A 21,410-nucleotide genomic window follows, 5' to 3' on the forward strand; every position below is an offset into this window, starting at 1 on the left:
GATTTAAGGTGTGTGACTCGTTCACACACCTTTTTTGTCGTTCATAAGTTATTAGTTTTTACTTATACCTATATGGGTATATAATAAAAATGGAACATGTTCATATTTAATGATTCCTTGGACAAAATAACTTGCTGTATAGCAAATAGGAAAGAAAGAAGGGAAGGCCATTGGCGAACAAGAAGTTTGTTTACTTTGTTTCTTTAAGCTCTAATGTGCCATACGTTATAAAACAAGCGCTTCAGAATGCAGAACAGGATGACAAGGCAGCTATTTTCTTTGACCTTGATGGGGCGCGAGTGCTGGATAAACGTTACTTGAAGATCATGGAGAGGACCCATAACATTGATTTGCAGGATTTGATGCAAAAGGCATTGGGTATGGGAGTTAAATTTTTTGGCTGCCAGATGAATGTGCTGATTGCAGACGGTCTTGAACTGGTAGAAGGTGCGGAATTATCTGGGGTCGCAACATTTTTAGAGACTGCCTATGAAGCAGATGCAGTATTAAGTTATTGATGGAGGTGGCAGACTGATGAACCAGAAAAAAGTGGTGGTTATGGCTCTTCATGACGAATTGGAATCTGCATACCCTCCTTTGAACGTCGCAGTAGGTGCTGCGTCATCAGGAGCAGATGTGATTTTGGCGTTCTCCCGCAGAGGAGTCAATATCCTCGATAAAAGATATGTATCCGTACCATCAGAAGAGCTTGAATACTTATCCAATGCGCTGAACGATTTCGGGGTATCATCTGTCCATGAACTTCTGGGGATCGCGGTTGAAATGGGCGCTCAGCTCTATGTTGTCGATTTGGATATAAAGGATAACTTTGAGTTTCTTTACCCGGCAGAACAAGTGCCGATTAAGTGGCTTCTGAATGAAGCTGCCTCCGCAGATTTGTTCATGCACTTTTAAGCAGATTCTTTCATACTATACAGGTTCAAAATACAGACTTTTTTAAAAATCGATAAGCAATAATCAATGCTAAGTAAAGGGAACAAAAAAGACAGAGAATATGATCTCTGTCTTTAAGTAGTGGCTGCTAATCCCGTCTGTTTCGAAAGTTCGTTCTTGAAGGTAACTTTATTTTTACCAAATTCTTTCGATTGGAGCAGGAGCTGGTCGGCATATATATATCCTTTTTCCATTGAGGTATACTGGTTCACTTTAAAGTAGTACAATCCAAAGGACGATGTGATTGAAACCGAATGATGATTGGATTTATAATCCACTGAGACCGAACTTGTCTCAATTCCATGACGGATTTTTTCCACCAGATCAATTGTTTGCCCCAAGGACTTATTCCTGAGGATGAGCGTGAATTCTTCTCCGCCGCTCCGGAACAGATAATCGTCATCTGATAAGTAGCTTTTCAGCGTACTGGCAAAATGCTGGATCACACGGTCTCCAACAGCATGGTTGTAAGAATCGTTTATCTGTTTGAATTTATCAATATCGGCTACGACAATACCCAGTCTTTCAGCAGTCTGGTTCAGTTCAGATATTTTTTTATCCATGAATGCACGGTTTGGAATTCCAGTCAGGAAGTCTGTGTAGGCCATTTGTTCAAACTTGTCCCGCTCAATCTTGTTCTGGATGCTCTGCGACTTTGAGTGGAAGGAGCGGCTGACCAGATAATTAAGAATGAATAGGCTGACCATCATCTCCCACTGCCTTTCCTGCAGGAAAAGCAGCAGCAGGCCATTTGTGAAAGCTGTTTTACCGAGGTCCAAAACATTGTTGCTCTCAATGAAAAATTGGATTGCCTCACGAACGCTGTTAATTTCACCCATCGTATAAAACGCTGTCGACAAGAATGTATAGGAAATCAGCACCGTTACGACCGCAAGAAGACACATAAGGATCCAATATCCAAAAGTGACTCCGTCAAATAAAGGATACAGGTACTTATATAAATAATAGCCGATTGAATAAATCAGCACATGGGCACCAATATTATAAAACATATCCAGGAACTCCCCCGGATCATCCGTTTTGGTGCGCTTCCTCTCTAAATAGACGTAGAATCTATAGAGCGATTCGTATATGAACAAACCCATCGGACCGGCAAAAATGCCAAAAGATAAACTATAATTAATTCCATAGTCAAACTTAAGCGTTCCATTTTGCGCGGTGATTCTTAAGTGGTTATACAGGCTGGCAAATAAAAAATAAATCGATAAAGCTATTAAAAATGTCTTTTTATCTATGAAAAAGGTACCTAATCCAAAAGCCACGGCAATAGCAGTAAAAAATAATGAAAAATCGTATAACCTAGCCTTCAGCATAGGTAAAAAATCCCCCTTTCCCAAACTCTACCATTTAATATTATCCTACATATGAATCTAGTTGCAAAGTAATTTTTTGATTTGTGAAAATTTTTGTATCACTCATTTTGTCTGATGCGTATCATAAAAGGCTATAATGGATGTAGGGAGAAAAAATTTTTCGAATGAGAAAATAATGTTTAAAAGGAAATATTGCACATTTGTCGAATAATATGTAATATATATTCAGAATTTTTAATTAATAATTTAACCTACTGATAAATCATAAAAAAGAGAGGGGTCATATATGGATCTTTTATATGGCGAGACTGTTGTCGTTTTGCTGCTTGCTGTGGCAGGTTTGTCCATATTTCATCAACGAAAAAGTAGGATTAAACAGCTGCCCTCTAACAATCCTCAGGCATTTCTTCAGAATGGAATGCGTCAGGATGGAAAAAAACTTGTTGCTGTTATCGGCGGTGATGTCGTACAAGGCAATATTAGCTATAATTTTGTCGAAGATGCTTCAAAAAGGAAGGGCTGCATTGAGTATCAATTCATCAATGACGGAGTAAATGGCAGCACGTCTTACGATGTTTTGCAGCGTTTGGATCATGTCATTGCCTGCAATCCGGACTTCGCGGTCATATTGGTCGGATTAAATGATGCTTCGGCTAAAATTGCTCCGGATCTTGCGAAGAAGAAAATTAATATGGATGAGCAATCCGAGAAACCATCATTATTAGTTTATGAGAAAAACCTGGCTCAAATTGTGATCAGACTTAAAACAGAAACCTCAGCAAAAATTGCTTTATTATCTCTTCCTGTCGCGGGTGAAAACCTATTTTCCAAAGCGAATAAAGAGATTGACCAGTACAACGAAGTCATTAAAAAAATCGCGGAAATGAATAATGTCTCCTACCTGCCTTTTAATGAGAAGTTGAAGGCGTATTTAAAGGGGAAAGGGCATACGCGAGGACGTTCGTTGAAAAACGGATCGAAGCTGTATGAAAAGGCGATTATCGACCATTTCGTGTACGGATACAGCCTTGACCGGATCGCTCATCGGAATGGCTATTTGTTATTGACGGACGGCATGCATTTGAACAGCACCGCGGGAATGATGGCTGCACACCAAATCGAGCTTTTCCTGAAAAAGAATGAATTGAAGGCAATTCAATAAAAAGGATACTGCAGAAGTGGCGGTATCCTTTTTGTTTTTTGTAAGTATAAACCTGCTACTTTCTTTTGATTATGCCTGGATCTCACTGATGAACGCATGGATGTTGTCTTCAGGGTCCCTGAAGAATGTCATCCACGTTTCAGTTGTCCCCATTTTAGCCACGACGTGGGGCTCATCAACGAAGCTCACTCCTTTTGTGAGCAGCTCCTCAAACTTTGCCTTGATATCTTCTACCTGAAAGTAAATCACTGAACTCGAATGCGCAAAAAGCTCTTTTTCAGGAAGGCTTAGCAGAAGGCGGACACCATCACAGTCGAAAAAAGCCATAGTTTCCGTGTTGAACAATAAGGGCAGCCCTAATAGGTCCTCATAAAATGGGATAGCTCTTTCAATATTTTGAACCGGAACACCGATTTGGCCGATTTTTTGGATTGGATTTGAACTCATTGTTACCCCCTAGTTATAGTTTTTTTTCAAAAAAGTCTTAATATCAGTATCGATTTTTTCAAGATATTCTTCTGATGGAAAATGTCCCATGCTATATCTCTTTAATTCTAGTTGATCGCCGAATAGTCCTGCCGTTTTCTGGGAACTTTGTTTTTCAGGGAAAAAAACATCCTCAGTCCCGGTAATGACAAGGGTAGGAGCACCATATTTCTTTAACTCCTCAGCCGACGTCAGCTTGGGCATTTCCTGTTCAAGATAGGTGTATTTGAAAATGTTGCCGATGATGCTTTCATCAAGGCTGTTCATCGTGTTAAAGGACATGACATTGGCAATCTGTTTTAAGCTTTTGGCTGAACCGTTCATTTTGTAAATAAGCAGCGGCACGAGGATATCCTTAATCATTTTAAGCTTCGAGCCAAGGGCTACTCCAGCAGGTGCAACAAGCACCGCACATTCTATTTTCTCCGGCATGAAAGCCGCAAGCCTGAGGATGATGCCGGCACCGTAGGAAGGACCGATGAAGCCGCATCTTTCAATCTGGTAATAATCCATCAAATCGTGGATCCAGTGAGCAAAGCTTTTGTCTGACGCCGAGATCCTGGTTTCATCGCTGTATCCTGGGTGGCCGATGGTGTCAGGAGCATAAATCTTGTACTCTTTCAATAAGCCTTTGAACCATGATAAAGTCACAGGATTGATGCAATTTCCTCCCTGGAAAATAAATAAAGGCTTCCCGTCTTCTTTTCCCATTTTCAGGACGTGGGTACTGCCAAACCTTGTCTGGACATACTCCCGCTCAAGGAGAGAATCGAACTGAGCAAGATACTCTTCATACTGGCTAAGGATTTTTTCTTTCCCTTCCTGGCTTTTATAGATTGTTTTCATAGATTCATTACCTCTTGCTTTATATGTTTTAATTCTTTTATAAGGTGCTGCTCAATCAATTCTGCATCATCAGGGTGAAAGAGATGTGCGGATTTCTCTGCCCATATAAAATTCTTTTCCTGGCTTGTTTTTACTGTGTCGAGATAGTCTTGTGCCAGATAGGCATGTACATGAACATCCTTTCTGCCATAAATGAAGGAGATTGGAATCTTTACTTCAGGCACGTCCATTTGAACATTAATCTTCGGGATCTGCCTGATGAATTCGTCAGAATAGATAAGCTTGAATCCGCTGTAAAAGGTATGGAATACATCTGCTAATCGATAATCCCTCGAGGTGAGCATATCCAGCGTTACCTTTGCAAGGCCGGGATGCTTGATTTTGTCATCATTATAGACCATCGTGCTGTATTTCATTTGCCATTTTCGCAGCACTCCCCACTGCTTGTAGCCCTCGGTAAAGGGTGGCTCTCCAACCTCTTCTAGCTCATTCAGAGCTTTATAATCTCCACGCCGTTTTGCTTCATCTTTTGCCCAGGCTAGGCCAGCCCTGTCATTTTCAGCCCAGCTGATGATTTGGGACAACCCTACATAGGAGTGGAATTTTTCGGGGTGTTTTTTAACGAGATACATGCCAATCAGCGTCCCGAATGAATGGGCCGCGAGAAAAATCCTCTCTTGCTTGAACGTTTTTCGTAGAAAATCAGTCAATTCAACTGCGTCTGAAACAAATTGTTCAAAGTTCATCGTATGTTGAGGGATATGTTTATGATAGGATTTCCCTGCCGCGCTGGTCCCAGAATACAACGGTAAAATGCTTGACCAGCTCTTTGGTATTGGTGGCCACAGTATAATTTTTACCCCTTGAGGAGACGCCTGGGAGAGGCATCGACGGTCCGCCATGCAAAAACAGGAGCACTGGGTTCTTTGGTGAGTAGGACTGGATGAGGATTGACTGCTGGATTCCACCGATTTTAATAGGTTCGATTTGATCGATGCCGCCTTCAGGGATGTAGAAATCAGGCTTGCGAAAGAAAAAGCCCATATTTTCACCTCGTTCGATATACTAAAAATGGAAAAACAACTATTTATAACTATATTACTTTAGTACTAGGAAAAATTCTCAAAAAGTTGAAACTTTTTTTACCTGATTCATCTCTAAAGAGTGAAAGGAGGTCAGGAAATGAAAGAAGCAAAGCTTGTAAAAAAGGCGATGAAGGGAAATGGCAGGGCATTTGAGGAACTGCTGATTTTACATAGTGACCGATTATACAGAACCGCTTATTTATACGCCGGAAACAGGGAGGATGCTCTTGATATCGTACAGGAAGCATCGTATAAAGCATTCCTGGCTATTAGCCAGCTGAAGAATGAGGAGTATTTTTTAACCTGGCTGACGAGAATCCTGATCCATTGTGCGTACGATGTACTGAAAAAAAGGAAAAGAGAATTGCCGGCAGACAAACTGGTTGAACTGCCCTCCAGCAGCAACAGAGAGGCCGAAGAAACCCTGGATTTGATGGAGGCTATCACTCAATTAAAAGAGCAGCAAAGGACAGCGATTATCCTATTCTATTATCATGACATGACAATCAGTGATGCGGCCAAAACGATGGATATTCCTGAAAACACATTGAAGACCTATCTGCAGCGAGGCAGGAAGGAATTGAAAAATAGATTGGGAGGCGAGCCAGATGGAAAAGAAAATGTTTCATGAATCGGTCGGCCAGATTGAAGTTCCTGAGGAAGATGTCGTTAAAGCAATTCAGGCTGGTATACGGAAAGGAAGCAGAATGAAGCCAAAACGGAAACCGCTTTTTAAAACAGCGGCAGTATCAGCAGCAGCTGCTGCCCTTTTCCTATCATCAGGATTCTTGTTCCCGTCAATGGCAAAAGTTATGGCTGAGATCCCTTTGCTGGCAAAATTGTATGAGCATGACAAGGTAGCTGAGAACCTGGCCTCTCAACAGCTAATTACCGAATTGAACGAAAAGACAACTTATGATGGCATTGATGTGACAGTTATAGAAGCCTACTATGATGGAGCGATTATCGGGGTTACCTTCGATGTGAGGGGGGACGTCAAAGGGGATCAGGACGAGATTTACGCATTCTATGAAATCTTCGACCGTGACCCGAATATAGAAGAAACGATGGAACTGGTGAAATTGGTGCCGGATGGAGAGGGCTATAAAGGACATATCCAGCTGAGCTACCCGAGGAGCGAGTTGCCGGCAGAAATGAAATTGCCCTTGAACTTCCTCGGAATCGGTGAAATCGATGACAGCTGGAAGGACGAACAGGGGAAATGGAATTTCGACGTGCCGATTTTGCAGCTGCCGTATGAAACAATCACGCTGGGGCTGGCAACTGAGCTTGGCCCGCATAAAGTCACGCTCGAAAAACTGATTACAGGGAAATCCTCGACGGCAATCGAATATACACTGACCTATCCTGAAGGCGGCCAGAGAGTGATGCTTGATCTTTTCGATAGTAAGGGTAAGCAAATCATCGGCGGAACTTCGGATGCAAAGCTTGAAAAGAAAACCGAAAATGGAATAGTGATAGAGAAGAGACGGATCACAATTCCAATGGTACTTGATTCGGATTTTATTGAAGTCCAGCCGGTATTGGAATCAGGAGAAGAACTAGGTTCAGTCAGAATCGAATTATAAAGGAATGGCGCTGGACATCATCCAGCGCCTTTTTTCAATTTAAATTTCAGTGCCGCAATCTGACCACGGCGCCCTGTGCTGATTAATTCCCAATCCGAAGGCGGTGTGCCATCCGGAAACAGCGGAATTCCTTCACCAATCAATTTCGGAATGATATAGAGCTCCAATTCGTCGATCAGCTTTTTTTCAAGGAATTGTTGGACAAGCTGGCCGCCGCCGACAAGCCAGACATACCCATCTGAGTCTTTTTTGAGGCGGGGTACAAGGCTTTCCGGGTCTTCATCTGTAAATGTGACATGAGAAGTGCTTTCCTGGGACTGCCGCGATAGAACATAACAGTTTTTACCGGCATAAGGGAACTCATCCGTCAGTTTCAGGACTTCCTCATACGTTTTCCGCCCCATGATGACTGTTCCAACCTGGCTGTAAAATTCACCGTAACCATTATCTCCTTCCCCTTCGACATCATCCAGCCAGTCAACGGCCCCATCCGGCCTGGCGATATAGCCATCCAGGCTCATTGCGATATACAGAATGACTTTGTTCTTTTCCATTGATATCCTCCATGCAGGTGTATAATAACGTTATTCTATCAAAAATGAGGGGGCATATACATGCTTGAATTGAACATCCCGGGGAGAGGACAATTCAACCTGCATCATCTGGTACTGGATTTTAACGGAACGATTGCTTTTGGCGGCGTGCTGATCTCTGGCGTTGAGGAAAGAATCCAGCTGCTTAGCAGGGAAATAGAAATTCATGTCATTACAGCCGATACAAACGGAAGTGTGGTCCGGCAGTGTGAGGGACTGCCTGTCACCGTACAAATTCTACAGTCAGAAAATCATACAGACGAGAAGGGAGAATTTGTCCGTGGGCTGAATGGCGTGATTTGTATGGGCAACGGGGCGAATGATGAAGCGATGTTCGCAGAATCCGACCTCGCCATTGCCATAATCGGAAGAGAAGGCTGCGCAACGGCAACATTGTTGAAAAGCGATCTGATGATTGAAGATATCAATGATGGTTTGGATTTGCTGCTGAATCCGAAGCGGTTGATCGCTACGCTGCGAAAGTAACCGAGTGAATATTTACCAGACCTAAAATACAGGTAAAAATGGTTTCTCAAGTACCGAGCCTAAACTGGAAAAAAACGCCCGAAATTTCCAGTTCACCAATAAAATTTGATTTTCGCCAATAAGTAGGGTGAAATCGCCAATAAAATAACTTTTTCGCCAATAAAACTCAAAAATCGCCAATAAAATTGTGAAAACCGCCAATAAAAAGATTCAAGAATAAAAAGCAGGCATGAAACTCACCCAATCGGCTCAATATCCAGGAGATTGAGCCGATTTCTTCTGCAGGAAAGCTTCGTTTTTATAAAAATCATCACCAAAATTACCTTCCCTCTCAACCTTCATAAAAATATATAATAGATTCACACACCACTTTTACCATTATTAAGAAAATCTTAAGATTTATGCTCAGTGAATATTAAGGTTCACTGCCTAGAATAGAAAATATCAAAGCTTGCCTGTTAGGGAAGGGGGTTTTCAAACTTGGAACAATACAATGTGCTTGTCGTGGATGATGAGAAAGAGATAAGAGATGCGATTGAGATTTATTTAAAGAACGAAGGAATCAAGGTCATCAAGGCGGCGGATGGAATCGAGGCGATCGAGAAGCTGAATGAGCAGCCGGTCCACCTGATCCTGCTAGATGTAATGATGCCGCGTCAGGACGGGATTACGACGACCTTCCGGATTCGGGAAGACAAGAACATCCCGATCATCATTTTGAGCGCCAAGGCGGAGGATACCGATAAAATCCTCGGGCTTCAGGTCGGTGCCGATGATTATGTGACGAAGCCGTTCAATCCGCTTGAACTGATCGCGAGGGTGAAATCGCAGCTCAGGAGGTATGTCACGCTCGGTACATACGAAGGTAAGGCGAAGGTGATCGACCTGAATGGCCTGACACTTGACCAGTCCTCGAAGGAAGTCACCGCCCATGGCGAACCAGTAAAACTGACGCCAATCGAGTACAAGATCCTCGAACTGCTGATGACGAATGCCGGCAGAGTGTTCTCCATCAATGATATTTATGAACGTGTATGGAAGGAGCCGAGCTACAATGCCGAAAACACAGTCGCCGTCCATATCCGCAAAATCCGCGAAAAAATAGAGATCGATCCGAAGAATCCAAGATTTTTGAAGGTGGTGTGGGGGATTGGATATAAAATCGAAAAGTAAGTATTTGTTTGTGGTATGGGTGCTTTTGATTGCATTCGGCCTTAGCGGACTGTTTTCGGTCCTGACAAATGGCAGCCGGTTTATGCAAGGCGATTATTTTGAATCAGATGAATATAACTCACAAATGGACCAATTTGTTTCCATGCTGAATATGTTTGAGCTCTATAAAATGCCAAAAGAAGAAATGAAAAAGCAGATCACTGTTTCCGATGAGGAAATTGAAGAACATCGTACGAGGTATGGCAATCTCGGTGATCAAATTTCCAATATCGGAATGCAATATGAGGATCAAATACAGGCTGCAATCGATTCGGAAAACAAGGCGGCTGAAGAGATCCTGAAGAAGGAAAGAGACGGAAAAATCGAGGATATAACCGAAAATTTCAATAGTGATGAATATGTACGCGCAAAAATCGTCAAAGAAAAAGAGAAGAAGATCGATGAATTTTACCGGAACCTAGAAAATTACCGCCACGAGTTCACCAATCTAGGGAATGCATTTAAATATTATCTAAAAGACAATACAACAGGAGAAGTGATTACGAATCTCAATCTATCAAAAGGTGAATCAGCATCTGACTACCTGAATAAAAAAGACATGTATTATGTTCTGGATTACGCAGGTGTGCAGAGAAATTACATGTTCACTGGTTATAATGAAAACTTCCTGCCCTATAATGAAGTGGCTGAAACCATCCTTGAGAATCAAAAAGACCGGAATCTGACCGGTCAAATCGGGCTTTCTAAGCACGCATCAGAAAAAAACATCGCGATCATAAATTATCAAGACTACCAGAAAGGGCAAAAGCTCTTTTTCGGTTATCTCTTAGCGAGTATCGCTGCCTTGATTGCGAGCTATTTCCTGGCAAAACGGAAACCGACAACTGTTTTTGACTCTTTTGAACATCTAAAGCCATTCTATGGGAGGATTCCGCTGGATGTAAGAGCTGTGCTGCTTTTAACGACAATGTTTTTCCTTTTGCTGTCCATGACTCTGATCAGCGAACAATTTGTTTACTATCATTCAAATGTCTTCGCTACCCTTACCGATCTGATCATCAGCCTGGTTGCTGCAGCTTCTTTGCTGGCATTCGGGTGGATCCAGCTAAGATTCCTTTCGGAGTACCGTAAGGATTGGCCAAATCTGAAAGAGGATGTGAATAACAGCCTTTTAGTAAAAGCATATCACTCCATTCTTAATGCGTTTTTAATCAAGAGCATCGGATTCCAACTGCTTGTCATCCTTGGGATCGCCTTTATGATGGGCATGCTGTTAGTTGCAGTCCTTGTAGCAGGCGGAGGGCAAATAATCGTCATTGCTTTCGTCTTTGGAGTCATAAGTCTTCCAATTTTCATCATGATCATGAGGAAAGCAGGCTATCTGAATAAAGTAATGAAGCATACAGAAGAACTGACTGCAGGCCATTTAGGTGCGGACATACCGGTGAAAGGGAAATCTGCAATCGCCATGCATGCAGCTAATATCAATGACCTGAGGACTGCGGTGAACGTGTCAAACAAGGAACAGGCTAAAAGTGAACGTCTGAAAACGGAATTGATCACGAATGTAAGCCATGATCTCAGGACTCCGCTCACTTCGATTATCACGTATACGGAGCTTCTCAAAACGCCTGACCTGGCACCCGGGGATCGAGACTCCTATATTGAAATCCTGGACCGTAAATCGAAGCGGCTCAAAGTGCTGATCGACGACCTGTTCGAGGCAACGAAAATGGCGAGTGGCAATATTGAACTGCATAAAGAGAAGGTCGACCTCAACCAGCTGCTGCAGCAGGCTTTGGCCGAGCATAACGAAGCACTGAGCCAGTCTTCACTAAAGCTGCGCGTTTCCCAGCCGGATCATCCGGTTTATGCCTTTGTTGACGGGCAAAAGCTTTGGAGAGTTTTCGATAACCTGATCGGGAATATCCTGAAGTATGCGCTGGAGAATACGAGGGTCTATATTTCGGTAAAAGAAGAGCAAAACCAGGTGGTGCTCACTTTTAAAAATATCACTAAATACGAGCTGGGAGAAGATCTGGATGAACTGTTCGAACGTTTTAAACGCGGTGATCAGTCGCGCCATACAGATGGTTCCGGGCTTGGGCTCGCAATCGCCAAATCGATTGTCGACCTGCACGAAGGCTCGCTTGACATCGAAGTCGACGGCGACCTGTTCAAGGTAACGGTCGTCCTTGATCGATTAGCTTAACACCAACACCCCCCTTTGTTATGCAGAGGGGGGCTTTCACTGTTTTTGGCGGATTTTTATATACAGATACCTTGACAGCAGGACCATCACTGCATTGAAATAGATATTCCAGAGCTTGTTCAATCGCATTTTCAAGAGGCCGGTCCTCTCCAGCATCCAATCCATGCCGGTCAATCCCAAGAACATGGTCAGCCTGGGAAGTACTCCTTGCCTGGGAGAGTTGATGACGAAGAAAACCGCCCGGACCAGACTATAGAGCGGTGCAATGATAAAATGCTCGCGCCATGTGTGGTAGATTCCCCTACCGAAGCGGACCTTCCTGCCGACCGCAGATATAAAGAGCAATGTAACACCGATGACCTCAGTTGCCAAGTATTGGGCGGTAACAAGGGCCCATTTTTTTTCTGCATTCAGCGCTTTATAAAACCAATCGCTGATGTAAAAATAAATATTCATAAAGAATACTGTATAGGAGGGTTTCCACCAGTAGGCTTTATAGATTTTCAAGCGCAGGAAATATCGTTCAATGCCATAATAAAACAGCGAGCTGCCGAGCTTCCAGTACCCATTTTTCCGGTACAAAGTAAGGAGGGTAGCCGTGATCGGAACATAAAACCCCTGCGATAAAATCGCCCCAAGAATTTGATCATGAGCCTTTTTCTTAAGGATTTTTGGCTTATAGGAATATCCTTTGAACAAATTAAGGACCGGGTACTCGAATAAATAGGCCATTCCGATATTGGAGAGCAGCAGGGTCCATATATTCTTCTGGCGGCTTCTTTTCGTGAATATGAAAAAAAGCAAGACATGAACGACAGCCAGCAGCAGAAAGGGAAGGGCGTTCTTTTTTGCGAGTTTGTTTTTTTTCATATCCAACACTCCAGCTTTTTCAAAGTATATAGCTATAATATTCGCTAATTCTTTGAAAATATTTACCGGGCCCTTTTTCGTGAATTTATATCATGACTAGTGTCAAGACAAATGGTAATATAGAGGAGCAACACAATTAATATGTTAATACAAACCATTTTAGGGAAACTATTTGTATCGCAGCAGTGTCGTAGGAGGGTTTTATGAAAAAGTCACAGGAGATTTCAGAAAAGAAGCTGCTTGGAATTGCCGGACTGGGCTGGATGTTCGATGCGATGGATGTAGGAATCTTGTCCTTTATCATCGCTGCCCTGCAGATTGATTGGGGCTTGACAGGCAAAGAGATGGGCTGGATCGGAAGTGTGAACTCGATTGGTATGGCGGTCGGGGCACTTGTATTCGGATTGCTCGCTGACAGGATTGGCCGGAAAAATGTCTTTATTATAACGTTATTGCTTTTCTCAGTCGGCAGCGGGATTTCCGCGATGGCAACGACCTTGTCATTCTTTTTACTATTACGATTCTTTATTGGAATGGGACTTGGCGGGGAACTGCCGGTTGCCTCAACTCTGGTGTCCGAAAGTGTACCTGCTGAGAAGCGGGGCCGCGTCGTCGTATTGCTAGAGAGCTTCTGGGCGGCAGGCTGGCTTGTAGCAGCATTGATTTCTTACTTCATCATCCCGAAGTTCGGTTGGCAAATGGCCTTGATCCTGAGCGCTCTGCCGGCATTGTATGCTCTGTATCTCCGTATCAACCTGCCAGATTCCCCGCGTTTTCTTGCGGTTGAGAAGAAGGAAAGACTGACAATCATGGAGAGCATCGCCGAGGTATGGTCCAGGGAACATTTCAAAAAAACCGCGATGCTCTGGGTTCTTTGGTTCAGTGTGGTCTTTTCCTATTACGGGATGTTCCTCTGGCTGCCAAGCGTGATGGTCATGAAGGGCTTCACACTGATTAAGAGTTTCCAATATGTATTGATCATGACGCTCGCGCAGTTACCCGGGTATTTTACAGCGGCTTGGCTGATTGAAAAAGCAGGCAGGAAATTTGTCCTTGTAACGTACTTGATTGGAACAGCTCTCAGCGCGTATTTCTTTGGGACAGCAGACTCCCTCGCACTGTTAATTACTGCTGGGATTTTGTTGTCATTCTTCAACCTCGGAGCGTGGGGTGCATTGTATGCATACACACCTGAACAGTATCCAACAACCATCCGTGGATCAGGTGCAGGGATGGCCGCTTCATTTGGACGTGTCGGCGGAATTCTGGGTCCGCTTATGGTGCCATATTTATCGGCACAAAATCTGTCGATTACCACAATCTTTACGATTTTCTGCATTTCAATTTTGATTGGAGCAGCCGCGGTATTTTTCTGGGGTACTGAAACTAAACAAAAAGAGCTTGCATAGTCATAAAAAAGTTCGCCTATGAATCAGGCGAACTTTTTTATTGGCGAAAACTCAAGATTTCACATGCTTAAACACATTCACCGCGAATAAAATACCGCCAAGGACGACGACAAGCGAGCCAATAATCGCAAAAACGGTGAAAAAGTCATTTTCAGTCAGCATTGTCAATGTGATTCCGCCCTGCATTACTGGTACACCCAGGTTATGCAGCCAGAAGTGAGTGTTTGCCAGCTTACTGTTCCCTGCCGCAGGAAAAAGGTAATAAATTGTTCCGAACAGCGCCATAGACACCCAGCCAAGCAAGTTCAAATGTGCATGGACTGAAGTCAGTGAAAAATCATGCATGATCCCCATAACAATTCCAAGTATAATTGCAATAACAAAATAGACCGCGGCCACTTTAAAGAATCTTATACTCATTTGTTTCCTCCTCTCTGAATAGTTCTTTTAGATTATATAAAAAATCTTCAGAAATATAACATACTTCCTATGAAAATAGATTTTACTTATAAAAAAAAAGCCCTAAGGCTTTTGGTCTTGTTTAGGAAATTATAAAATTATTTAGTTATGGATAACCACATGTAGTTTTCCTAATCCAGCTCCAGCGCCTAGCCCCTCGAGTCGCTTGTCCAGCTGCGGCTCCTAACTCCTCGAGACGCTTGTCTAGTGTCGCCTCCTAGAAACTCCGAAACTTCAACTCCCCCGGCAGAAGCAAAAAGCGCTTCTTTGGTGGAGTCTCCAGTTTCTGCGTTTCTGGACAGTCGGCTATACATTTCGATTTCGGTTCGCTCAGGTGAAGTCAAAGAACGACTTCACCGGTCGGCCCTCCAGCGCTTGTCGGGGCTGAACGAGGCGCTTGCGCTTTTTGTTCTACAAATATTTTTTCCGTTCGGCTTCAATCATCGATGAAACGATTTCAGCCTCCGTTTCTGCAGCCCCAGAAAGGAAAGGATCCTCAGCAATCGGCATGCTCCCTTTTTTCCACTTTTTCATCAAGAGGATAATAAGCAGTGCAGCTAAAAGCAAGATCACAAAAGGGGTGATCCATAATGTCAGGTTGAAGCCTTTTTGCGGTGGAGCCTGCAGGACTTGTTCACCAAGATTATCGACATAATAGGCAATCACGTCATCCTTTGTCATTCCTTTTTGCATCATCTCAGCAATTTCATCGTAATAAATTTGTTTAACCGAACAGTTGCTGACATCATGGGTGCCGTGTCCCTCCATCGAGAGCATGCTAACGACTGCCTGAAAGTCAGGTCTGCTGAAATCAAAATCCTTAATGCCTGTTTCCTCTGCGAAAGCGAAAACAGTAAGTCCGGCAAATATGAGTAAACTCATTAAAATAATCTGTCCGAGGCGTTTCATGAATTCTCTCCTTCGGTAAATGTGGCATAGAAAATTCCTCTATTAAAAATATTATATATCCGTTATTGGCTGATACAGCTTCCAGTCTGTGGCAAAAACAGTACGATTTTTAGGCCTAAATTCCTTGGTTATAATAGTGATATAATAATCATTTCACTTTGCCACAAAAATAACACGGATGGTTTTATCATTTTTGCGGAAATTCATGATATAATAGTGCAAACGTTTGTACAACTTCTTAAAGGGAGATAAATCTATGAAAAGATTATTTGGAATCGATAGCTGGAAAATCATCGAAACTGAACTTCATAAAGAAGATTTCCGTCTTGCTGAAAGCATCATGAGCCTGGGAAATGGCCACATGGGCATGCGCGGGAATTTTGAAGAAACATATAGTGGCGACTATCACCGTGGTTCTTATATCGCAGGTGTATGGTTCCCAGACAAGACGCGTGTTGGCTGGTGGAAAAACGGCTATCCTCATTATTTTGGAAAAGTCATCAACTCCACTAATTTTATCGGCGTAAAAGTTCTGGTTGATGGAGAGGAACTTGATCTTCATAAGGCAGAAGTGAAGGATTACTACCGTGAGCTTGATATGCAGCATGGTGTCCTGACGCGAAAATTCACAGTCGTTCAAAATGGCAAGGAAACGGAAGTAGAAGCTGTGCGCTTCCTGTCAGTTGCCGACCGAGAGCTAGCTGCAATCCGCTATTCCGTAACAGCTAAAAACTATAATGGAAACGTTACCTTTATTCCTTATTTGGATGGCGACGTTCGCAATGAAGACTCTAACTATGATGAGGACTTCTGGTATGAAGTGAGCAGAGATGCTTCTGAATACGCTGGCAGCCTTGTAATGAAGACGATAGATAATCCATTCGGAACTCCGACTTTCCAGGTAGCGACAACCATGCAAACGGTTGTCGATGGCGAAGCTGCGAAAGTGGAAGTGAACGAAAAAGAGGAATATGTTGAAAATGTTATTGAAGTAAAAGCTGAGCAGGGACAAACTGTAACCCTTTACAAGTATGTTGCCGTTACAACTGACCGCGATTATGAAGCAGGTGAGCTTGTTTCAAAAGGCCGCGAAGTGTTGGAACGCTCTGTTGAAAAAGGCTTTGAACAGCTTTTGGAAGAGCACAAAAATGGCTGGTTAAGCCGCTGGGAAATTGCTGACGTGGAAATCGCAGGCGATGACGAGGCGCAGCAAGGAATCCGCTTCAACTTGTTCCAGTTGTTTGCGACTTATTACGGTGAAGACTCCCGTTTGAATATCGGACCTAAAGGCTTCACAGGCGAAAAATACGGCGGTGCAACTTACTGGGATACAGAGGCGTACGCAATTCCGCTATACCTTTCTACTACAGAGTCAGAGGTTGCGCGCAATCTGTTGATATACCGACACAACCAGCTTGATGGTGCATACCACAACGCGAAGCAGCAGGGACTGCAGGGCGCGCTTTACCCAATGGTTACTTTCACAGGCGTTGAGTGCCATAATGAATGGGAAATCACGTTTGAAGAGATCCACCGTAACGGCGCGATTGCATATGGGATCTATAATTATGTGAATTACACTGGAGATAAAAATTATCTTCATGAATATGGAATTGATGTGCTCGCTGGAATTTCCCGCTTCTGGGCAGACCGCGTCCACTACAACAAGTCCAAGAATGTCTATATGATACACGGCGTCACTGGTCCAAATGAATACGAAAACAACGTCAACAACAACTGGTATACAAACCGGATCGCAGTCTGGACGCTTCGCTACACACTTGAAGTCATCGACTTCTTGAAGCAGAATGGCCATGAGGACCGACTTACTGGTCTTGGCTTTACAGATGAAGAGCTTGCGAAGTGGCAGGATATCATCGAAAGAATGTACTTCCCTTACGATGAAGAAAAAGGTGTTTTCGTCCAGCACGATACATTCCTTGATAAAGATTTGAAGACTGTTGATGAGCTTTCAGCGGAAGACCGCCCAATCAACCAGAACTGGTCTTGGGATAAGATTCTTCGCAGCTGCTTCATCAAGCAGGCGGACGTCCTTCAGGGATTATATTTCTTCAATCACGAATTTACTGAAGAAGAGAAGCGCCGCAACTTTGAATTCTATGAGCCGATGACAGTCCATGAATCTTCATTGTCTCCAAGCATCCACGCAGTCCTGGCTGCAGAGCTTGGCATGGAAGAGAAGGCATACGAAATGTACAACCGCACGGCGCGCCTTGACCTTGATAACTACAACAATGACACGGAAGACGGACTGCACATCACAAGCATGACAGGTGCATGGCTTGCGATTGTCCAAGGCTTTGCGGGCATGCGTACGGCTGATGGCACATTGTCATTCGCACCGTTCATCCCTAAGGCTTGGAATCAGTACAGCTTCAACATCATCTACCGCGACCACTATATCAAAGTGGAAGTGAACCAGGAAAACGTCGTTCTCACGCAGCAAGGCCCAGAGCTTGCGATGAAGCTTTTCGGCGTGGAAGTCATGATTCCTGCAGATGGCGAGCATACGATAAAATTGAATTAAGAAAGCGGGAGATCTTCAGGGCAGCCTGAGGGTCTCTCTCATTAGAGGAATCTTTTGAAGAGGCAAAAATGCATCAAGGGTTTTAATGGACATTTTGTAGTGTGGATGGAGTCGAAATGCCTAAGAAACAGTATTTAATGGACATTTTGTAGTGTGGATGAAGTCAAAATGTCTAATATAACGAAAATGTGCAGCCGTAGCTGCAGGAATGATTCATGAAAGGAGTATCTATGACTAGACCAATTAAAGCATTCATTTTCGATCTTGATGGCGTCATCACTGATACAGCAGAATACCATTTCTTAGCGTGGAAAGCGCTGGCCGAGGATTTGGGCATCACTTTTACACGTGAAGACAACGAGGAGCTGAAAGGCGTTTCCCGTATGGATTCCCTCGAGAAAATCCTCGAGATTGGCGGTCGCGCAGCTGACTTTACTGCGGAGGAAAAAAATGCGCTCGCTGACAAGAAAAATGATCATTATTTAAAGCTGATCCAGGATATCACTCCGTCGGATCTTTTGCCGGCAATCAAAGAACTGATCACTGATATCAAGGAAAAAGGACTTAAACTTGGAATGGCTTCTGCGAGCAAGAATGCCTTCACAGTCATGGAGTCGCTAGGAATGAAATCTGAGTTTGATATCATCGTGGACGCGAAAACAGTTGTGAACGGCAAGCCGCATCCTGAAGTATTCCTGCGCGCAGCGGAAATGCTTGAAGTCGAGCCTGAGGCATGCATTGGTGTCGAGGATGCAGCAGCAGGCGTGCAGGCGATTAAAGCAGCCGGCATGTTCGCCGTTGCAGTAGGGCCGAAAGAAAGCTTCGAGAAGGCCGATCTCGTTTACTCAAGTACAGCTGAGCTTTCATTGGAAAAAATCATAGAAGTTTATAATGCTTAATAAATGTGGAACTCGGTCGTGCATTCGGCCGGGTTTTTCTATTTCCGAATAAATCATATAGTTTAGCGTGTTTGCGAGAGATTTTAGTAAATTGGTGAGAAATCAGGGAGGACAGCCGAGAAATACCTGCTTCAGTGAGAAATCAATTTTTCGAAAATCAAAAAAAGCGATCACTCCTGGAGTGACCGCTTTATTTCGTTGTAAAAGACATCCGGTGCATCAACATTCAGCACGATTCGGTTTACTTTCCGCTTCAATCCATACATAAAATGGACATCATGTGGTTCATTGATGGTAATTTCAAACATTGGTTTTTCCTGAATCAAATCAGGCACCCTGGCATCATAGAGATCTGTTTGCTCCTTGCGGCTGAATTTTTCCGGACCATCATAATATTTGATTTCATTGATCTTGCTCAATGGCAAATGCATCGATTTCGAGAATCCCGTCTGCAATAGCAAGTGGTCCTCTGTCAGCAAAAATGGAGTGAGGCGTGTGGCCTGAAGCTCTGCCAGGAAGAAAAGGATAGCGTAAATGTTCAGGAACAGCAGGATGTACGAGACATTGGAGTTCCAGCTATGCAGGAAGTAATGGAGCCCAATCGACTCAATCGCAATCGCATGAATGATCATGATATAGACCGCGTTCACGCTTGTTTTTTTGTGATAGGTAAAAGGCTGTCCGTGTTCAATATTAAGTTTCTTTTTCCAAGAAAATAGCGAGTAATGGAACATCGAAAATTCGCTAACAAGTACTTTCGCTGCCGTATTGCCAGGCAGATTGTTATCGACCACTGTTCTTATATTAAACAGGAAAATGGAATTTTTTTTAGCTAACTTTTTATATTCCTTGAGCAGTTTTGGGAGCATTGTGATGACAGTAAAGGCAATGTAAAGCTCAAATAGCAGGAAGGCTCCTTCCGACATCATCAAGAGATAGGGAAGGAAAGAGTACTTTGATAGATGCTGCTGCGGAACGATCAAGTATGCGGCAGCAAAACCAGCTAAAATTACAATGCCAAGGTACTTTAAGGAATATCTTTTACGGATGATCAGGAAGTATGTCATGAGAGGCAGGATGATTAATAAGTCCAGCAAAGAACCAATGACGGCTCCCTCGGGGACAGGGCCGAACACGGAAGTCCGATAAAAAATATAATTCGATAGCAGGATTAAAGAGGCTAAAACTACATATGGCAGTATTCTTGGTTTTTTCACGACTGAACTTGTCATTATTATCCACCTCGTTTTTATTATAATTGATTTCATAGTGCTTAAGTAGTAATTTAAATCTCTTCGACAAAACTAGTGTTAATAAGAATAGTTGAAAATCTAGACTTGTTGGTCGCCCTCCTTTTTGGAAAAAATCATTATTCGGATTATCCGTCCTTTAACAGGGAAATATGCTACTATGGGATTTTTTAAAAGGACGGTGGAGCAGTATGTACGATTGTTTAATTGTTGGCGGCGGGATAGCCGGGCTGCAGGCAGCCATCCAGCTTGGACGTTATAATCATAAAACATTAGTTCTGGATGCGGGGGACGGGCGTTCGGCGATTTGCCATAGTTATCACAATATTCTTGGCTATCCGGACGGGATCAGCGGACCTGAATTAAGAGAAATCGGGCGCCAGCAGGCAGGGAAATACGGCGTCGAGTTTGTGATTGGCAAGGCAGCATATGCGAAAAAGACCATGAGCGGTTTTGAAATCGAGTCGGATAGCGGGGAAACCTATAAAGCGAAGACATTGCTTTTGGCAACGGGCATCATGGACCGCATTCCTCCGTTCCCGGAACTGATGCCGACGCTTGGGATCAGTGTCTACGTCTGTCCGGATTGCGATGGCCGTGAGGTGAAGGACAAGTCCACTATAGTAATGGGTTCAGGCAATGCAGGGGCGAACATGGCGTTGACCTTGAACTATTTTACCGATGAAATTACGTATGTTAATCATGAAAATACAAAGGTAGACGAGGAGATAGCAGCTGCAATGAAGGGAAAGGGCATCCAGTATGCAGAAGGGCCAATCGAAAAGGTCCTTGCGGATGGTCCTGACTTCAGGGGCATTGCTTTGGCGAACGGTGAGGAGCTCTTTGCTGAGAGAGGCTTCATCGCCTTCGGCGGCAATGAAGTAAAATCGCAGCTTGCCCAGCAGCTTGGTGTCGAACTGCATAAAAACAAGCATGTGTTAGTTGACCCGCGAACCAAAATGACCGATGTCGAGAATGTTTGGGCCGCCGGGGATGTCGTCGCCCATTCAGAACAGGTCACGATTGCGATGGGGGACGGCATGCAGGCCAGCATCTGGATCCATAAGACGCTCCTGGCTGGGGGAAAATAGGGAGTCAGCGGGATTTTTATCCTGGCTGAGGGATGATTCTCCTCCCCTAAACGGA

The 21,410-nt window shown here is 43.6% G+C and carries 23 protein-coding genes; 12 read left to right on the forward strand and 11 right to left on the reverse strand.

Annotated features, from left to right (window positions below; genetic code table 11):
* Nucleotides 1–170 precede the first annotated feature (170 nt).
* The gene (locus tag M3204_RS08725) at nucleotides 171–518 is read left to right on the forward strand and encodes a DsrE/DsrF/DrsH-like family protein (protein ID WP_251480833.1); all 348 of its coding nucleotides are present in this window, start codon (nucleotides 171–173) and stop codon (nucleotides 516–518) included.
* A 16-nt stretch (nucleotides 519–534) separates the two neighbouring features.
* A complete protein-coding gene (locus M3204_RS08730) occupies nucleotides 535–915 on the forward strand; it encodes a peroxiredoxin family protein (protein WP_251480834.1) in 381 nt (126 codons plus the stop codon).
* A 113-nt stretch (nucleotides 916–1,028) separates the two neighbouring features.
* Here the strand turns inward: M3204_RS08730 and M3204_RS08735 are convergent, their stop codons facing one another.
* A complete protein-coding gene (locus tag M3204_RS08735; RefSeq protein WP_251480835.1) occupies nucleotides 1,029–2,288 on the reverse strand; it encodes a GGDEF domain-containing protein in 1,260 nt (419 codons plus the stop codon).
* 286 nt (nucleotides 2,289–2,574) lie between these two features.
* Here M3204_RS08735 and M3204_RS08740 point away from each other — a divergent pair, with 286 nt between their 5' ends.
* Nucleotides 2,575–3,450 (forward strand): SGNH/GDSL hydrolase family protein, encoded by an 876-nt coding sequence (locus M3204_RS08740; protein WP_251480836.1) that lies wholly within the window; start codon nucleotides 2,575–2,577, stop codon nucleotides 3,448–3,450.
* A gap of 69 nt (nucleotides 3,451–3,519) precedes the next feature.
* On the opposite strand, the gene M3204_RS08745 is transcribed toward M3204_RS08740, so the two are convergent.
* The 4 genes from M3204_RS08745 to M3204_RS08760 are packed head-to-tail and all read right to left on the reverse strand — an operon-like array spanning nucleotide 3,520 to nucleotide 5,826.
* The gene (locus M3204_RS08745) at nucleotides 3,520–3,897 is read right to left on the reverse strand and encodes a VOC family protein (RefSeq protein WP_251480837.1); all 378 of its coding nucleotides are present in this window, start codon (nucleotides 3,895–3,897) and stop codon (nucleotides 3,520–3,522) included.
* A 9-nt stretch (nucleotides 3,898–3,906) separates the two neighbouring features.
* Entirely contained in the window at nucleotides 3,907–4,782 is an 876-nt protein-coding gene (locus M3204_RS08750) for an alpha/beta fold hydrolase (protein WP_251480838.1), read from the reverse strand.
* A complete protein-coding gene (locus M3204_RS08755) occupies nucleotides 4,779–5,588 on the reverse strand; it encodes an alpha/beta fold hydrolase (protein ID WP_251480839.1) in 810 nt (269 codons plus the stop codon). Before M3204_RS08755 ends, M3204_RS08750 begins: the two co-directional genes overlap by 4 nt.
* Nucleotides 5,548–5,826: a hypothetical protein gene (locus tag M3204_RS08760; protein ID WP_251480840.1), complete on the reverse strand. Its 279-nt coding sequence runs from the start codon at nucleotides 5,824–5,826 to the stop codon at nucleotides 5,548–5,550. The genes M3204_RS08755 and M3204_RS08760 overlap by 41 nt, the downstream gene beginning before the upstream one ends.
* 138 nt (nucleotides 5,827–5,964) lie before the next feature.
* On the opposite strand from M3204_RS08760, the gene M3204_RS08765 reads away from it, so the two are divergent.
* Nucleotides 5,965–6,498 (forward strand): sigma-70 family RNA polymerase sigma factor, encoded by a 534-nt coding sequence (locus M3204_RS08765; RefSeq protein WP_251480841.1) that lies wholly within the window; start codon nucleotides 5,965–5,967, stop codon nucleotides 6,496–6,498.
* Nucleotides 6,476–7,456 (forward strand): DUF4179 domain-containing protein, encoded by a 981-nt coding sequence (locus tag M3204_RS08770; RefSeq protein WP_251480842.1) that lies wholly within the window; start codon nucleotides 6,476–6,478, stop codon nucleotides 7,454–7,456. Before M3204_RS08765 ends, M3204_RS08770 begins: the two co-directional genes overlap by 23 nt.
* Nucleotides 7,457–7,473: 17 nt before the next feature.
* On the opposite strand, the gene M3204_RS08775 is transcribed toward M3204_RS08770, so the two are convergent.
* On the reverse strand, nucleotides 7,474–8,010 hold the full coding sequence (locus M3204_RS08775) for a dihydrofolate reductase family protein (RefSeq protein WP_251480843.1): 537 nt from the start codon (nucleotides 8,008–8,010) through the stop codon (nucleotides 7,474–7,476).
* A 60-nt stretch (nucleotides 8,011–8,070) separates the two neighbouring features.
* On the opposite strand from M3204_RS08775, the gene M3204_RS08780 reads away from it, so the two are divergent.
* From M3204_RS08780 to M3204_RS08790, 3 genes are all read left to right on the forward strand, one after another.
* Nucleotides 8,071–8,535: an HAD family hydrolase gene (locus M3204_RS08780; RefSeq protein ID WP_251480844.1), complete on the forward strand. Its 465-nt coding sequence runs from the start codon at nucleotides 8,071–8,073 to the stop codon at nucleotides 8,533–8,535.
* Between the two features lie 480 nt (nucleotides 8,536–9,015).
* Nucleotides 9,016–9,708, forward strand: a complete 693-nt coding sequence (locus M3204_RS08785) for a response regulator transcription factor (protein ID WP_251480845.1) — start codon at nucleotides 9,016–9,018, stop codon at nucleotides 9,706–9,708.
* Entirely contained in the window at nucleotides 9,686–11,920 is a 2,235-nt protein-coding gene (locus M3204_RS08790) for a sensor histidine kinase (protein WP_251480846.1), read from the forward strand. The genes M3204_RS08785 and M3204_RS08790 overlap by 23 nt, the downstream gene beginning before the upstream one ends.
* 36 nt (nucleotides 11,921–11,956) lie before the next feature.
* Here the strand turns inward: M3204_RS08790 and M3204_RS08795 are convergent, their stop codons facing one another.
* Nucleotides 11,957–12,790 (reverse strand): hypothetical protein, encoded by an 834-nt coding sequence (locus M3204_RS08795; RefSeq protein ID WP_251480847.1) that lies wholly within the window; start codon nucleotides 12,788–12,790, stop codon nucleotides 11,957–11,959.
* A gap of 203 nt (nucleotides 12,791–12,993) precedes the next feature.
* On the opposite strand from M3204_RS08795, the gene M3204_RS08800 reads away from it, so the two are divergent.
* Entirely contained in the window at nucleotides 12,994–14,199 is a 1,206-nt protein-coding gene (locus tag M3204_RS08800; protein WP_251480848.1) for an MFS transporter, read from the forward strand.
* Nucleotides 14,200–14,250: 51 nt separating this feature from the next.
* Here the strand turns inward: M3204_RS08800 and M3204_RS08805 are convergent, their stop codons facing one another.
* The 3 genes from M3204_RS08805 to M3204_RS08815 form a co-directional block, all read right to left on the reverse strand.
* Nucleotides 14,251–14,619 (reverse strand): cytochrome-c oxidase, encoded by a 369-nt coding sequence (locus tag M3204_RS08805; RefSeq protein WP_251480849.1) that lies wholly within the window; start codon nucleotides 14,617–14,619, stop codon nucleotides 14,251–14,253.
* Between the two features lie 188 nt (nucleotides 14,620–14,807).
* On the reverse strand, nucleotides 14,808–15,002 hold the full coding sequence (locus tag M3204_RS08810; protein ID WP_251480850.1) for a hypothetical protein: 195 nt from the start codon (nucleotides 15,000–15,002) through the stop codon (nucleotides 14,808–14,810).
* A 67-nt stretch (nucleotides 15,003–15,069) separates the two neighbouring features.
* Entirely contained in the window at nucleotides 15,070–15,567 is a 498-nt protein-coding gene (locus M3204_RS08815) for a cytochrome c-type biogenesis protein CcmH (protein WP_251480851.1), read from the reverse strand.
* Between the two features lie 256 nt (nucleotides 15,568–15,823).
* Here M3204_RS08815 and M3204_RS08820 point away from each other — a divergent pair, with 256 nt between their 5' ends.
* On the forward strand, nucleotides 15,824–18,115 hold the full coding sequence (locus M3204_RS08820; protein WP_251480852.1) for a glycoside hydrolase family 65 protein: 2,292 nt from the start codon (nucleotides 15,824–15,826) through the stop codon (nucleotides 18,113–18,115).
* Nucleotides 18,116–18,345: 230 nt separating this feature from the next.
* On the forward strand, nucleotides 18,346–19,014 hold the full coding sequence (gene pgmB / locus M3204_RS08825) for a beta-phosphoglucomutase (protein ID WP_251480853.1): 669 nt from the start codon (nucleotides 18,346–18,348) through the stop codon (nucleotides 19,012–19,014).
* 170 nt (nucleotides 19,015–19,184) lie between these two features.
* On the opposite strand, the gene M3204_RS08830 is transcribed toward pgmB, so the two are convergent.
* A complete protein-coding gene (locus tag M3204_RS08830) occupies nucleotides 19,185–20,246 on the reverse strand; it encodes a hypothetical protein (RefSeq protein ID WP_251480854.1) in 1,062 nt (353 codons plus the stop codon).
* A 209-nt stretch (nucleotides 20,247–20,455) separates the two neighbouring features.
* Here M3204_RS08830 and M3204_RS08835 point away from each other — a divergent pair, with 209 nt between their 5' ends.
* Complete coding sequence (locus M3204_RS08835) at nucleotides 20,456–21,355, forward strand: NAD(P)/FAD-dependent oxidoreductase (RefSeq protein WP_251480855.1); 900 nt, start codon at nucleotides 20,456–20,458, stop codon at nucleotides 21,353–21,355.
* Nucleotides 21,356–21,410: the final 55 nt, after the last annotated feature.

The sequence above is a fragment of the Mesobacillus subterraneus genome (assembly GCF_023715485.1).
Classification (GTDB): domain Bacteria; phylum Bacillota; class Bacilli; order Bacillales; family Cytobacillaceae; genus Mesobacillus; species Mesobacillus subterraneus_B.

Coding starts and splice junctions, on each gene's coding strand:
- M3204_RS08750 (WP_251480838.1), bottom strand. CDS start 4,782: ATGAAAACAATCTATAAAAGCCAGGAAGGGAAAGAAAAAATCCTTAGC.
- M3204_RS08775 (WP_251480843.1), bottom strand. CDS start 8,010: ATGGAAAAGAACAAAGTCATTCTGTATATCGCAATGAGCCTGGATGGC.
- M3204_RS08770 (WP_251480842.1), top strand. CDS start 6,476: ATGGAAAAGAAAATGTTTCATGAATCGGTCGGCCAGATTGAAGTTCCT.
- M3204_RS08820 (WP_251480852.1), top strand. CDS start 15,824: ATGAAAAGATTATTTGGAATCGATAGCTGGAAAATCATCGAAACTGAA.
- M3204_RS08760 (WP_251480840.1), bottom strand. CDS start 5,826: ATGGGCTTTTTCTTTCGCAAGCCTGATTTCTACATCCCTGAAGGCGGC.
- pgmB (WP_251480853.1), top strand. CDS start 18,346: ATGACTAGACCAATTAAAGCATTCATTTTCGATCTTGATGGCGTCATC.
- M3204_RS08815 (WP_251480851.1), bottom strand. CDS start 15,567: ATGAAACGCCTCGGACAGATTATTTTAATGAGTTTACTCATATTTGCC.
- M3204_RS08740 (WP_251480836.1), top strand. CDS start 2,575: ATGGATCTTTTATATGGCGAGACTGTTGTCGTTTTGCTGCTTGCTGTG.
- M3204_RS08800 (WP_251480848.1), top strand. CDS start 12,994: ATGAAAAAGTCACAGGAGATTTCAGAAAAGAAGCTGCTTGGAATTGCC.
- M3204_RS08745 (WP_251480837.1), bottom strand. CDS start 3,897: ATGAGTTCAAATCCAATCCAAAAAATCGGCCAAATCGGTGTTCCGGTT.
- M3204_RS08835 (WP_251480855.1), top strand. CDS start 20,456: ATGTACGATTGTTTAATTGTTGGCGGCGGGATAGCCGGGCTGCAGGCA.
- M3204_RS08795 (WP_251480847.1), bottom strand. CDS start 12,790: ATGAAAAAAAACAAACTCGCAAAAAAGAACGCCCTTCCCTTTCTGCTG.
- M3204_RS08830 (WP_251480854.1), bottom strand. CDS start 20,246: ATGACAAGTTCAGTCGTGAAAAAACCAAGAATACTGCCATATGTAGTT.
- M3204_RS08735 (WP_251480835.1), bottom strand. CDS start 2,288: ATGCTGAAGGCTAGGTTATACGATTTTTCATTATTTTTTACTGCTATT.
- M3204_RS08765 (WP_251480841.1), top strand. CDS start 5,965: ATGAAAGAAGCAAAGCTTGTAAAAAAGGCGATGAAGGGAAATGGCAGG.
- M3204_RS08780 (WP_251480844.1), top strand. CDS start 8,071: ATGCTTGAATTGAACATCCCGGGGAGAGGACAATTCAACCTGCATCAT.
- M3204_RS08730 (WP_251480834.1), top strand. CDS start 535: ATGAACCAGAAAAAAGTGGTGGTTATGGCTCTTCATGACGAATTGGAA.
- M3204_RS08805 (WP_251480849.1), bottom strand. CDS start 14,619: ATGAGTATAAGATTCTTTAAAGTGGCCGCGGTCTATTTTGTTATTGCA.